General features: G+C 65.7%; 12 protein-coding genes. 4 read left to right on the top strand and 8 right to left on the bottom strand.

The window, feature by feature from the left end; all coding sequences use genetic code 11:
• Window positions 1-952, top strand: a 952-nt coding sequence (locus GEV05_27760; protein ID MPZ47091.1) for an amidohydrolase family protein, incomplete at its 5' end; no start/stop codon positions are given.
• A gap of 183 nt (window positions 953-1,135) precedes the next feature.
• Here the strand turns inward: GEV05_27760 and GEV05_27755 are convergent.
• The 5 genes from GEV05_27755 to GEV05_27735 form a co-directional block, all read right to left on the bottom strand.
• Complete coding sequence (locus tag GEV05_27755) at window positions 1,136-1,546, bottom strand: hypothetical protein (GenBank protein ID MPZ47090.1); 411 nt, start codon at window positions 1,544-1,546, stop codon at window positions 1,136-1,138.
• 144 nt (window positions 1,547-1,690) lie between these two features.
• Window positions 1,691-2,668 (bottom strand): tripartite tricarboxylate transporter substrate binding protein, encoded by a 978-nt coding sequence (locus GEV05_27750; GenBank protein ID MPZ47089.1) that lies wholly within the window; start codon window positions 2,666-2,668, stop codon window positions 1,691-1,693.
• A 14-nt stretch (window positions 2,669-2,682) separates the two neighbouring features.
• Entirely contained in the window at window positions 2,683-3,675 is a 993-nt protein-coding gene (locus tag GEV05_27745; GenBank protein ID MPZ47088.1) for a tripartite tricarboxylate transporter substrate binding protein, read from the bottom strand.
• A gap of 150 nt (window positions 3,676-3,825) precedes the next feature.
• A complete protein-coding gene (locus tag GEV05_27740) occupies window positions 3,826-5,037 on the bottom strand; it encodes an aminotransferase class I/II-fold pyridoxal phosphate-dependent enzyme (protein ID MPZ47087.1) in 1,212 nt (403 codons plus the stop codon).
• Window positions 5,038-5,149: 112 nt separating this feature from the next.
• Window positions 5,150-5,854, bottom strand: coding sequence for a cyclic nucleotide-binding domain-containing protein (locus GEV05_27735; protein MPZ47086.1), 705 nt, complete (start codon window positions 5,852-5,854; stop codon window positions 5,150-5,152).
• A gap of 215 nt (window positions 5,855-6,069) precedes the next feature.
• On the opposite strand from GEV05_27735, the gene GEV05_27730 reads away from it, so the two are divergent.
• The gene (locus GEV05_27730) at window positions 6,070-6,510 is read left to right on the top strand and encodes a nitroreductase family deazaflavin-dependent oxidoreductase (GenBank protein MPZ47085.1); all 441 of its coding nucleotides are present in this window, start codon (window positions 6,070-6,072) and stop codon (window positions 6,508-6,510) included.
• A 346-nt stretch (window positions 6,511-6,856) separates the two neighbouring features.
• Here GEV05_27730 and GEV05_27725 read toward each other — a convergent pair whose 3' ends face one another.
• The 3 genes from GEV05_27725 to GEV05_27715 all read right to left on the bottom strand — a co-directional run bounded on the left by GEV05_27725 (window position 6,857) and on the right by GEV05_27715 (window position 10,429).
• Window positions 6,857-8,527 (bottom strand): thiamine pyrophosphate-binding protein, encoded by a 1,671-nt coding sequence (locus GEV05_27725; GenBank protein ID MPZ47084.1) that lies wholly within the window; start codon window positions 8,525-8,527, stop codon window positions 6,857-6,859.
• On the bottom strand, window positions 8,524-9,093 hold the full coding sequence (locus GEV05_27720; protein ID MPZ47083.1) for a hypothetical protein: 570 nt from the start codon (window positions 9,091-9,093) through the stop codon (window positions 8,524-8,526). Before GEV05_27720 ends, GEV05_27725 begins: the two co-directional genes overlap by 4 nt.
• Window positions 9,094-9,436: 343 nt before the next feature.
• Window positions 9,437-10,429, bottom strand: a complete 993-nt coding sequence (locus GEV05_27715; GenBank protein MPZ47082.1) for a tripartite tricarboxylate transporter substrate binding protein — start codon at window positions 10,427-10,429, stop codon at window positions 9,437-9,439.
• A 274-nt stretch (window positions 10,430-10,703) separates the two neighbouring features.
• Between GEV05_27715 and GEV05_27710 the strand changes: the two genes are divergently transcribed.
• Window positions 10,704-11,714, top strand: coding sequence for a tripartite tricarboxylate transporter substrate binding protein (locus tag GEV05_27710; GenBank protein ID MPZ47081.1), 1,011 nt, complete (start codon window positions 10,704-10,706; stop codon window positions 11,712-11,714).
• A gap of 49 nt (window positions 11,715-11,763) precedes the next feature.
• On the top strand, window positions 11,764-12,408 hold the full coding sequence (locus tag GEV05_27705) for an NUDIX domain-containing protein (GenBank protein ID MPZ47080.1): 645 nt from the start codon (window positions 11,764-11,766) through the stop codon (window positions 12,406-12,408).
• Window positions 12,409-12,639 lie beyond the last annotated feature (231 nt).

Here is a 12,639-nt window from a genome sequence, read left to right as displayed (position 1 = left end):
CAACGACCGCCTGCGCGACCTGGCCGTGCAAAGCGGCGTGCCGATCACCTTCGGGATGCCGGCCGGAAGCCAGGGCACGGAGGACTCCCGCAACCTGCTCGACGCCACGGCCAAGGCCGGCGGCCGCATGTTCGGGCAGACGCATACCCGCGGCGTTTCTCACATCCTGTCGTTCAAGGGCCGGCTGCAGTTCGACGATTTCCCCGAGTGGGCGGAAGTGCGCGCACTGCCGAACGAGGCGCAGCGCAAGGCGTTCAGCGATCCGGAAACGCGCAAACGCCTGGTCGCCGCCACCAAGCGCGGCGGCTATCGCACCGGCGGCGGCGAGCCGCGCGCGCCGCAATACCACAACATGTACGTCCTGAAGGACCCGGTCAGCCGCAATCCCACGGTAGCCGAGCTTGCGACCCAGCGCGGCGTCGATCCGGTCGAAATCATGATGGATCTCGCGCTGGAGAGCGATTTCAACCAGCTCTTCATGCAGTTCGACGATGCCACAGTGCCGAAGAGCGAGGAGGAAACGCTCGCGACCCTCAAGCATCCGCGCACGGTGATGACCTTCTCCGATTCCGGCGCGCACGTGAGCCTGATCATGGATTCGTCGATCCACACCCACCTGCTCGCCTACTGGATGCGCGAGCGCGGCGCGTTCACGCTCGAGGAGGCGGTGAAGATGATCACCCTGACTCCGGCCGTGGCGTGGGGCTTCGCCGACCGCGGCATGGTGCGCCAGGGCTGCATCGCCGATCTCAACGTGTTTGATCCGGCAACGATCGCACCGCAGATGCCGACCATCGAATACGACTTGCCCACCGGAGCACGGCGGCTCAAGCAGAAATCGAACGGCATACTGGCCACGGTGATCGCCGGCAAAGTCGCGTTCCGCAGCGGCGAGCATACCGGCGCGCTGGGCGGCAAGCTGCTGCGCTCGACCGCCGCCGGCGTGCGTTGATCCGGTAACCACCCCGTCCGCGCGGCTCGCGCGTCCCGCCCCTCCTTGCCAGGAGGGGAAATCAGGACTTTCCCCTCCTCTCATGAGGAGGGGTGGCGCGAAGCGCCGGGGTGGTGTGGTGTCGACTGAAAGACGACCCTCGCGTTCGGCGCGAGCCGGCGTGGTCGCCGGGGACGCATGGGGTCAAGCGGTCGAGCCCACGCTGACGGAGCCGCCGGGATGGTTGATCACGCGAACCTCGAACCGCAGTGTGGTGCCCTTCGCGTATGCGCCCTGGCTTCGGTAGAAGCCGTTCATCAGATCGCGCTGGGTGTTCTGCTGCGCAACCGAGGCGTGGCCGATCCAGACGCTGCCTTCGTTTTCCAGGGTGCTCGCGAACGGATACTCGTCTCGGCTCTGGATGTGAGGGACGAGACGCAATGACTCCCTGCGAATCGCGCGCTTTTGCGCCTTGCCGCGATAGATGTAGGTCAGCACGCGCGGCCATCCGGCCATCTGGGCATGCCAGATGTTGTCGGCGATCTCCCGAATGCTCGGCTCCAGCCAGTCGTAAATCATGACCGGCAGTCCCGCGGCGCTTCGACCTTCGCTCATGGAGGATTCCGTGCGCTGCCGATAACTGGACCATAGGTTATCGTTTTCGGCGCGAGCAGTCTGTCGCCGAATGCACGTTCCGCATTCGCGTGAAGCGGTTCGGCCCGCAGGTTCGGAACCGGCGGGCCGCTCCGGCATTCGCGCCTATTGCAGCTTGATGCTGCCCTTCTGCACGACGCGCTTCCAGTTGGCTATCTCCCCGGCGATGAACGGGGCGAACTGCGCGGAAGCCTGATAGTCCGGCTCCACACCCTGGTTGGCCAGCAGCTGCTTGACGTCGTCCAGCGCGAGAACGCCCTTGATCTCGCTGTCCAGCCTGGCCACGATCGAAGACGGCGTGCCGGCCGGCGCGAGAATCCCCCACCAGGCGGATGCGTCATAGCCGGGCACCGCGGACTCCGCGAGTGTGGGCACATCGGGCAGGAAGACGGTGCGTTGCGACGCCGTGGTGGCGAGCGCACGCAGCTTGCCGGAGGCGATATGCGCTTTGACCGCGGGCAGCGAAATCATCGTGCCCTGGCTGTGCGCCCCGAGCAGATCGGCAACCTGCTGGCCGCCGCCCTTGAAGTGCACGACGGTGATGTCGATGTCGGCCATCAGTTTGAACAGCTCGAGGAACATGTGCGCGCTCGAGCCCGCGCCCGCGGTGCCGAAGAAGAGCTTGCCGGGGTTGCGCTTCACGTGCGCGACGAACTCCTTGGCCGTTCGGGCCGGAACGCTCGGGATGACGACGAGCACGAAGGAACCCTTGCCGACCCGCGATACCGGAACGAACGACTTGATTGGATCGTAGGGCAGCTTCTGCAGCGCGGGTTGCATCGTAAACGAGGTCGGCACGAATACCAGCGTGTGGCCGTCCGGAGTCGCCTTCGCCGCCAGGTCCGTGCCGATCACGCCGCCCGCACCCGTGCGGTTGTCCGGGATGAGCTGCTTGTCCAACCGTTCGGACAACTTGGCGGCGATCAGGCGGCCGACCACGTCCGCACCGCCGCCAGGGGTGAACGGGACGATGAGACGTATGGGCCGGGTCGGGTAAGTCTCGGCCGCCGAGGCGTTTGGCGTGAGGCTTGCCAGCAACTGGACTGCCGCGAGTGCGAGCAAATTTCGCAATGTCGAATTCATGTGTTTCGCGTCCCTCAATCCGCACGCGCGCCGGACTCCTTTGCCACCTTGCTCCACTTCGTGAGCTCGGCGCGCAGGAATTTGGCGAACGCTTCGGGCGATGGGCTCATCGCGGTCTGCACGCCTTGCGCCTGCAACCGTTCCTTCACCTCCGGCGTGGCCATCGTCTTGGCGAACCCGGCATGGAGCCGGTCGACGACGGGCCGCGGCGTCTTGATCGGCGCCATGATGGCGAACCAGTTCACCGCGATGAGCTCGGGATAGCCGGCCTCGCTCGAGGTGGGGATGTCGGGCAGCAGGCCGATACGCTTATCGGCGGCGAGGAAGAGCGCCCGCAGCTTGCCCGCCTTGACGTGCGGATAGAGCGCCGGGAAGTCGATGATCATGCCCTCGACGTGGCCGCCGATTAGATCGATCGCCGCCGGGCCGGCGCCCTTGTACGGCACGTGCAGCACGTCGATCTTGGCCAGGCTCTTGAAGAGCTCGAGCGCGAGATGCGGCATGCCGCCGTTGCCCGAGGAGGCGAAGTTGAGCTTGCCCGGCTGACTGCGCGCGAGCGCGACCAGCTCCTTCAGCGAGCGCGCCGGAACGGACGGATGCACCGCGCCGAGCTCCGGCGTGAGCGCGATCTGCGCGATGCCGACGAAGTCGCGCAGCGTGTCGTAGCCGAGCTTCGAGTAGGTGAATGGGCTGATCGCGAGCGGGCTCGAGCTGCCGAGCATGATGGTGTAGCCGTCCGGCGTCGCCTTGGCGACATACTCGGTCGCAATCGTGGCATTCGCCCCGGGCCGGTTCTCGACTACGACCTGGGCTCCGAGCAGCTCGCCGAGCCGAGGTGCGACGATGCGCGCAACCACATCGTTCGAGCCCCCGGGCGGAAAGCCGAGGATGAGCCGGATGGGTTTGGCGGGATAGTTCTGCGCAAATGCCGAAGCTGCGGCAAGCAGGATGACGCCGCAAGTAAGGCGGACCGAAGCCGATATCCGGCGCGAGTGTGAACAGGGCATGCGTTACTTCCTTCTTTGAGTGACACCAGGTTGGGAGTTGCGCGGCGCGTGGAATCGCCGCGCAGTCTGGGAGTTGCGCGGCGCGTGGAATCGCCGCGCAGTCTGGGAGTTGCGCGTGGAATCGCCGCGCAGTCGGGGTCTGTGCCGCCTCTAACCGGCCGGCACGCCGAACTCGCGGCGGCAGACCTCGGCGAGCGCCGCGACGCCGTGGCTGATCTCCTCGTGGCTCGGGCTGGCGAAGCACAGTCGCATGCGGTTGCGGCCGTGCGCCTTGTTTACCGACCACTCCGCGCCCGGATTGATCGCAACGCCCGCGGCGAGTGCCGGCTGGTAGAGCTTCTGCGTATCGACGTTGTCGGGAAGCGTGATCCAGAGGAAGATGCCGCCCTTGGGGTCGTCGAACTGCGCGGCGGGCCCGAAGGATTGCTGCAGCGATTCCATCAGCGTTTCCAGCTTGCCGCGCAGGGTCTGGCGCAGCACCGGGACATGTTTGGAGAAATTGGCGGTGCAGTATTCGGCCAGCACCATCTGCTCCAGCGCGCCGGTGCCGCCGTCGGACTTGATCGCGAGCATGCGCGACATCACCTCCCAGGGCGCGACGATGTAGCCGACGCGCAACGCCGGTGCGATCGACTTCGAGAACGTGCCGATGTAGATGACGCCGCCGCGCTCGCTCATCGCATAAATCGCGGGTGGCCGCTCGCCCGACCAGATGAGATCGGCGTAGCAATCGTCCTCGAAAATCGGCACGCCGTAGTCGGCCGACAAACGCAGCAACTCTCGGCGCCGTTGCACCGGCAGGATGGTGCCGGTCGGGTTCTGCACGGTCGGGATGGTGTAGATGTACTTGGGGCGAACGCCCTTGCGCTTCAGCTCGTCGAGCGCATTCGACAATAGATCGATCCGAATGCCGTCGCCATCGAGCGGAATGCCGATCGGCGTGACGCCCAGGCGCAGCAGCCGGTTGATCGAGCCCTGGTAGCAGTCCTGCTCGATGATCACCGTATCGCCACGCTCGAGCAGCGTGCGGTTGACCAGATCGAGCCCCTGCAACGACCCGGACGTCATCAGGATGTCGTCGGGCGTGCAGGCGATGCCCGCGTCGGCTTTCAGTTTCCCGGCCAGGAACTCGCGTAGCGGTTGGTATCCTTGCGGGCCGCTGTTCAATCCGTAGGTCGCGAGCGTGCGGCCCTCGCGCTTGAGCACCGAGCTCGCTGCGGCGATGAGACCATCGAGTGGCAGCCGGTCGGGATCGTTGTTGCCGCCGGTGAAGTCGTACTTCACCCGACCGGTCCAACGGGCCGCCGCCGGCGGCAGCCCCGTCGGCAGCAGCGGCGCGAAATCGAACGATTCAGAGCTCATGATGTGGGCCTTCCTGCGTGGAAACACGGTGGATACGGCGATTGTCCGGCAAAAAGGTTGGGGAGCCAACGCCACGCTCGACACGCCACGCTGGGGCAATCGAATCCGAACGCTATGCGGTCGCCATCTCCGCACTGCCGGCGACGCGCTGCATGACGATGCGCAGCAGATAGGCGCCGAATTCGGGGTTCTGGTAGAACAACTCCCAAATGCGATCCTCGCTCACCGAGGCCAGTTCGACCTCGGTATCGCACACCGCGCTGTCGGTGCGTCGTTGTCCCTGGGAGAAAAGCCCCATCTCGCCCACGAGCTGCCCAGGCTTCACCAGCACGCCCTTGCTTTCGATGCGCACGCGGCCCCTCATGACCAGGAATACTTCCTCGGCCGGGTCGCCGCGGCTGAACAAGCGCGTGCCCGCCGGGAATGTTCGCAGGTTCATGTAAGGCACCACCATGTCCAGCGAAAGGTCGCCGCGCGCGGCGCGCTTGACGCGGGCGATCAGCACGCGCATCTGGTAGAGGCGCAACATGTTCAGCGGCAGCAGCAGGACGTGCAAGGCCACGATCGGCATCGCGTCCGCCAATATTCCGTAGGACGCGAACGCCACGTTGCTCGCAATCGCCACCACTCGCAGCGGGATCATGGTCTTGAGGTAGAAAGTTGCGAGCACCAGGGCGCCCGCGGCCAGGCCCAGCAAATCGATCGCATTCATCTGCACCGTCCTGTCCGGGATTGGGAATCGACTAACTGCACCAGATTGCGCCGCCGATCGTGCCGAAGGCAATTGGCCGCGGCTACCGGCGACAGGCCGCGCCATGCGGCAAAGATGACCATGGCGCTGTCGATCACCAGCGCCGGATGGAGCAGGCACATCGGCTTAGCGAGGGCGTGCCGCCGAAGGCGAATGCACCCAGCCGCAGCAGCGCGACCCCGACGCCGAGCGGAGATACGGTCTCGGGCCTACAATGTCGGTTGCCCATGGCAAGGTCCTGGCGCGATCCGCACCGATTCGTTGGTAGCAAGGAGAATCCTATGGCCGAATATATTCCCAGCCCCCGGGATTGGGTACGTGACCAAGTCGAGCTCTACGAGAAAAGCGGCGGCACCCAAGGCACCACCCTGCGCGACACCGGGTTGCCGGTGGTCCTTGTGACCCACACGGGCAACAAGACCGGCGCCATCCGCAAGACGCCGCTCATGCGCGTGAAGGACGGCAACAGCTACGTCCTCGTCGGCTCGCAAGGCGGGGCGCCGAAGAACCCCGAGTGGGTGTACAACCTGCGCGCCAATCCGCACCTCGAGCTGCGCGACCGGACCGAGGTGTCCGCGATGAAGGCTCGGGAAGTCAAGGATGCGGCCGAGCGCGAACGGCTGTGGAAGCTCGCGGTGGCCGCGTATCCGCCCTACGAGGACTATCAGAAGAAGACCACGCGACAGATTCCGGTCTTCGTCGCCGAGCCGGTGCGGCAGTAGGCGCGGTCGGGTCTGCGACTGCGCGCGGATCGAAGCTGGCGAGATTTGTTCGAAGCTGCGCGCCAACGCTCCCAACCACACCACCCCGGCGCTTCGCGCCACCCCTCCTCATGAGAGGAGGGGAAAGACCTGGTTTCCCCTCCTGCCAAGGAGGGGCGGGACGCGACGGTGTCGCGGACGGGGTGGTCTCGTGCGATCAGAACCACACCACCCCGGCGCTCCGCGCCACCCCTCCTCATGAGAGGAGGAGAAAGACCTGGTTTCCCCGCCTGCCAAGGAGGGGCGGGACGCGACGGTGTCGCGGACGGGGTGGTCTTAATGGGCGAAGTGCGCCCGTGTGCGCTTTCTACAGCTCGCCGAAGTGAATCCGCCGGTAAGGCGCCGACGCGATGTTGTCGTCGACGTGCAAATCCCACAGCTCCGCCTGCCCGGCCTGCTGGTGCGCGGCGAAGAGCTCCTTGAATCGGCCCAGGCCGGTGATCTTCTCGCCGCGCAGGCCGAAGCCGCGCGCGATGGATGCGATGTCGCCACGGCCATGCTTCGATTCCTGCGGATCGTAGCCCTGCGCCCGGAACTTGTGCACCTCGGCGCCATAGCCGCCGTCGTTCACCGTGCAGATGAGCATGCGAATGTCCTGGCGGCGGATCGTCTCCAGCTCCTGCGCATGCATCATGAGGCTGCCGTCGCCTTCGATCAGCAGCACCTTGCCGTCGCCGCGCGCCGCCGCGACGCCGATCGCAGCGGGGAACGCCGAGCCGATCGCACCGAAGTCGTTGAGCACGTGCACCTGCTCGGCATGGCGCCCGTAGAAATGGGTGACCACGATGCCGGCAAAGTGCGCACCGCCGCTCACGACCGTCCAGTCTTTCGGGATCGCGGCATCGAGCTCGAGCATCGCCGGGCGCGGATCGACCGTGCCGGGCGCGACCAGGAACTCCTTCGCATCCGGCCGCGCCGCCATTTGCGCGATGCGATTCGCGAGCATGGGCGAGCGCACGCCGGCGGAAGAAAAATTGCGCTCCGCGAGCTTCGCCAGCACGGCCTCGGCAGTCGCCTTGGCATCGGCCCGGATGTGCAGATCGGCGACGCGCAGCCCCTGGTACAGCCCGCGCGGGTTGATGTCGATCTGCACCGTCTTCGCATTCGGATAGAGATAGCCCGCCTCGGTGGTGTAGTGCCCCAGACCAGCGCCGACGCCGATCAGCAGGTCGCACGCGGCGAACTCCTCGCGCGCAAGCGGACTGGCGTAAGCACCCGCCACGCCGATGCCGAAGCGGTTGTGGTCGAAGAGGCCCTTGGCGAAAAGCGAGGTCGCCAGCAAGGCACCGCAGCGTTCCGCCAACGCCTCGAGGCTCGGCCCCGCCCCCGAGCGCAACACGCCGCGGCCGGCCAGGATGATGGGGTGGCTCGACTCCGTGATCATCGCTGCGAGCTTTTCGACCAATGCGGGATCGGGCGCCGGCCGCTGCGGTGTGGGCATGAGCTCGGTCGAAGGCGAATACTCCGCACCCCAGGGAAACGGCGCCTTTTGCAGATCCATCGGCACGCCGAGCACCACGGGAAGCCGCTCTTGACGCGCGGTGTAGAACGCTTCGCGCACCGTATCGAGCATCCGGTCGACGCTCTTCACCGCCAGGTAGCGCGCGCCCGTCGCGGTCGCCAGCGGTCCCAGCTCGAGCTGCTGGACGTACCAGGCGGCCGAGGTCGGCGAATCGCCCGCGAATACGACCATCGGAATGCTGCCGCGCGCGGCAGTGGTGAGCGCCGTCATGATCTGCGTGAAGCCGGGACCGCAGGTGACCGTCGCCACGCCCACCTTGCCGGTGTGACGCGCGTAGCCGTCCGCCATGGCGCAGGCGCAGTGCTCGTGGCGCGCATGCACCACGCGCACGCCGTATTTCTGCGCCATCACCGCGCCCCAATACATGTTCGCGTCGCCCAGCAGCGCGAACATCGTATCCACGCCTTCCGCCACGAAGGCCTGCGACAACACTTCGTATCCGTTCAACTCGCTCATTCGCTTTCCTTGTCCTTGCTTCCAATGATGCCGCGCGCGCCGTCGAGCAGCGCACGACCCAGGATCTTCGTTCCGGATGCCGCCGGCGCCTGCGTCACCGCCGCATCGGCGCCCTTCTCGCGCCGCTCTTCGATCACCTTGACGATGTTGCCGGCGAACTCAGCCAGCAGCGCCCGCGCAACGTGCACACCGCCCGCCGAGGCGAACATCTCCAGCGGGCCGGCGACCTCGAATCCACCTTCCATGCTGACTTCGGTCGTGTCCGTGCCCTTCGCCTCGACCTCGAATCGCGCCCGGGCGCGCGAGGCGCCCTTCTGGTCGATGCCACGCGCCTCGATCAGGCAGCGCTTGACGGGATGATCGTAGGTGAGCCGCGTCTCGCCGCGAAACACTGCCACGGTGGGGCCGAACTTGAACGTCACCTTGCCGCGATGGGCGCCCTCCGGCGTCAGCTCGGTGAGCTCCGCCCCCGGAATGCACGCGGCCACGACCGCCGGATCGGACATGAGCGGCCAGACCTCGTCCGGCGGCGCCGGCACCGAAAACTTCTCCTTCAGCTCGATCACTCGATCTCCTCAGTTCATTTCGTGGACGCGTAAGCCCAGGCGCGTGCAGCCGAGCCGCCGATCATCACCGAATCGTACCGATACGGCTCTGCGCGCGCCAGTTGTGTTGTTGACCGTGGAACCGGTGAGCGCAAACCTCCAGGCGTGCTCCGCTCTGGAGGAGGCTCGTCCGCGCAAGGTTGATGCCGCCTCAGTCGTGCGGAGGTGGCATCCAGAACAACGTGAACTCCACGCGCGACAATTGCGCGTGAACTTCACGTGAAGCAGAGAAACGTCACCCGCGCACAGGCGAAGATCCGCAGAGGACTGGATTTCCCCTGTGAGGATCGACGTTTTTCGTTCGCTACTCGATCCGGGCACCCGAGATCTTCACGATCTTCGCGTACCTTTCGTACTCCACCTTGATCTGCTTGGCGAACTCGTCGAGGGTCATGTGCATGGGGATGAGCGACTGGCTCGAGAGGTTCGAGGCGACAGCGGGATCCGCGACCGCTTTCTTGAGCTCGGCGTTGAGCTTCTCGATGATGTCTCTCGGCGTACCGGCCGGCGCGAACGTCCCCATCCACGAGCTGAATTCGTAGCCTTTCACGGTTTCCGCGATAGTCGGGATATCCGGAAATTGCGCCGTGCGCTTGTCGGAAGAAACCGCGATCGGCCGCAGCCGCTTCCCCTTGATATACGGGAGGACTTCCGAGATGGGCGTGAGGATCATCTGCACTTCGCCCGCGGCAGTCCCGAGGGAAGCCGGGCCGCCGCCCTTGTACGGCACGTGGACGATGTCGATGTCGGCCATGTTGGCGAACAGGCTGGTCGCCAGATGCTGGAAGGCGCCGACGCCGGCCGTCCCGTAACTGATCTCACCTGGGCGCTTCTTCGCCAGGGCGATGAGATCCTTGACGCTGCGCACCGGCATCGAGGGGTGCACCGACAACATGCCGATCAGCTGCGCCACCGGCGAGAGGCCAACGAAGTCTTTCATCGTGTCGTAAGGCAGCTTCTTGTACATGTGGGCATTGGCGATCAACGTGGTGGAATAGACCATGAGCGTGTAGCCGTCCGCCGGGCTCCTGGCCACCAACGACGCACCCAGGGTTCCGCTGGCGCCCGGTCGGTTGTCGATGATGAACTGCTGGCCAAGCTGCTCGCCGACTTTCTGGAAGACGATGCGGCCGACGATGTCGGTTGCCCCTCCCGGCGGAAAGACGATGATCACGCGCACAGGCTTGCCGGGGTAGGATTGCGCCCAGGCGCTGCCGCATGCCAACAGGATGAGAACTGCCCATGTGCCCAACGATCGAATCGTACGCATGCCACCCCTCCTCGTTGTGAGAGTCATCTACAGCACGATGAGACGCGAATCGCCCCATCTCGCGGTGGAACGTGTTGCGGCAGATCGCGAGCGCGCTCGGCTGGATTCCTCCCCCATACCGGCCTGCCCGCTTTGGCAGGCGCCTATTATGCCCGCATGCGTCGCAAGTTCCAGAGAGTGGACCGCCGATAGTAGAACTACACGCCTCGGCATGGATCTACGGTCAGCCGCGACGCAACCGCTACCGGGCACGCTGTAAGGCGAAAAACCTTTCATTCGGAAAACATCTCAGGAGAACGTGATGACGCACCCGTGCTCGATTGCCCCCAACCTGTGGCCATTATTCGCCGCTGCGCTCGTCTGGCCAGGGGGAAGCGCGCTCGCTCAGACCTACCCGGATAAGCCCGTGCGGATCGTGATCGGCTTCGCTCCCGGGGGCGCGGTGGATTTCGTCGCACGCCTGGTCGGGCAGAAGCTCACGGAATCGATGGGCCAGGCCTTCGTGATCGAAAATCGTCCGGGCGCGGCGACCTCGATCAGCGCCGAACGCGTGGCTCGCGCAGCCGCGGACGGCCACACCCTGCTGCTCTTGCCGATTTCGACCGCCGTGCAGTCGGCGGTACGCAAGAAGCTCCCGTACGATCTGCAACGCGATATCGCCCCCATCTCCCAGATCTCGATCGGACCGCTGCTGCTCGTAGCGCACCCTTCCCTGCCCGTGCGCGGCATCAAGGATCTGATCGCGCTGGCGCGCTCCCGGCCCGGCAAGCTCGAATGGTCTTCGCCGGGAATCGGCAGCGCCAACCACTTTGCCGGCGAGCTGCTCAATCTCCAGACCAAGGTGACCATGCTGCACGTACCGTTCAAGGGCTCCAGCGAGGCGGTGATCGCCGCGGCCACGGGGCAAGTGAGTCTCTGCATCACCAGCCTCGCGGCAGCGACGCCGATGCTGCAGAGCGGGCGGCTGCGCCCGCTGGCCTTTACGACGGCCGCGCGCGTGGCCGCCTTGCCCGAGGTCCCGACGATCGCCGAGGCAGCCATCCCGGGCTTCGACTATTTCACCTGGTACGGATTGGCCGCGCCGGCCGCTACGCCGAAAAACATCGTCACGCGACTCAACAGCGAGGTCGGCCGGATCACGAAACTGCCCGACGTGAAGACCGCGCTGGAACGCCAGGGCATGGTGGCTCAGCCCGGGACTCCGGAAGAGTTCGCGGCCGTCATCGGCCGCACCATCGAGCAGACCGCCACCTTGATCAAGGCCGCGGGGGCTCAAGCTCGAATGAGCCAGACGGTTCGTGACCTGCGTTAGACTTGCGCAAATCGCGCGCTTGTTCTGATGCGCGAGCGCGAGACCGGCGATGGAGCAGCGCTTGGAAGACACGATGGGCAAGCCGAAGCACTCAGCGCCCGCGCACGCCGACGCAGCGATCGGGCGAATCCGGACGCGAATCCGGCAGCACCGCTACCGTCCGATCCGCGAAGACGAGTCGGCCATCACGCATGCCGTGCTCGTTCCTTTTTACCTGCTCGGCAGCGAATTGCATATCGTGCTCACCAAGCGCACCAACTTCGTATCGATGCAGCAGGGCCATATCGCCTTTCCGGGCGGCCGGCGCGAGCCCGATGATGCGGATCTGCTGGCCGCGGCTTTGCGCGAAAGCGATGAGGAGATCGGGCTCGAGCCGCGCCACGTCGAGCTCTTCGGCCGGCTCGACGACTTCTGGACGCGCGGCGGTGACATGTTCGTGGCCGGTTTCGCCGGTCTGATCGATCCGGCGGTGTCGCCTTATCCCTGGCGGCCGCAGGAGCGTGAGGTCGCCGAGATCCTCGAAGTACCCGTGCGCCATCTGCTCGATCCGCGCAACGTGGAAGTCGCGCCACCCAGGGAAGTCCTCGGTCGGATGTGGCCGAACGAAACGTTCGTCTTCCGCGGGCACCGGGTGTTCGGTGCGACTGCGCGCACGCTCAGGCACGTGCTGGATCTCGCGTTCGGCGAAAGATGAGACGGTAGGGCAGGTTTGCGGTGTGGCCGCCGGCGAAGACCACCCCGTCCGCGACACCGTCGCGTCCCGCCCCTCCTTGTCAAGGAGGGGAAATGTCCATGATTCCTCCTCTCATGACGCTTTCCCCTCCTCTCATGAGAAACCAATCTCTGGATGCTGAGGATCAAGCAGGCACTGGCGTCGGGGTGATGAGGAAGCCGAGGGCTGCTGCACGACGCTTGAGCGCCGCCA

This window comes from Betaproteobacteria bacterium, from assembly GCA_009377585.1.
Classification (GTDB): Bacteria; Pseudomonadota; Gammaproteobacteria; order Burkholderiales; family WYBJ01; genus WYBJ01.
This window is presented reverse-complemented; position numbering and strand designations above follow the sequence as displayed.

Bases quoted from the DNA above. Each gene is read 5' to 3' on its own strand.
- GEV05_27745 (MPZ47088.1), bottom strand. From the start codon at position 3,675: ATGCCCTGTTCACACTCGCGCCGGATATCGGCTTCGGTCCGCCTTACT.
- GEV05_27735 (MPZ47086.1), bottom strand. From the start codon at position 5,854: ATGGCGCGGCCTGTCGCCGGTAGCCGCGGCCAATTGCCTTCGGCACGA.
- GEV05_27715 (MPZ47082.1), bottom strand. From the start codon at position 10,429: ATGACTCTCACAACGAGGAGGGGTGGCATGCGTACGATTCGATCGTTG.
- GEV05_27755 (MPZ47090.1), bottom strand. From the start codon at position 1,546: ATGAGCGAAGGTCGAAGCGCCGCGGGACTGCCGGTCATGATTTACGAC.
- GEV05_27705 (MPZ47080.1), top strand. From the start codon at position 11,764: ATGGAGCAGCGCTTGGAAGACACGATGGGCAAGCCGAAGCACTCAGCG.
- GEV05_27725 (MPZ47084.1), bottom strand. From the start codon at position 8,527: ATGAGCGAGTTGAACGGATACGAAGTGTTGTCGCAGGCCTTCGTGGCG.
- GEV05_27730 (MPZ47085.1), top strand. From the start codon at position 6,070: ATGGCCGAATATATTCCCAGCCCCCGGGATTGGGTACGTGACCAAGTC.
- GEV05_27710 (MPZ47081.1), top strand. From the start codon at position 10,704: ATGACGCACCCGTGCTCGATTGCCCCCAACCTGTGGCCATTATTCGCC.
- GEV05_27750 (MPZ47089.1), bottom strand. From the start codon at position 2,668: ATGAATTCGACATTGCGAAATTTGCTCGCACTCGCGGCAGTCCAGTTG.
- GEV05_27740 (MPZ47087.1), bottom strand. From the start codon at position 5,037: ATGAGCTCTGAATCGTTCGATTTCGCGCCGCTGCTGCCGACGGGGCTG.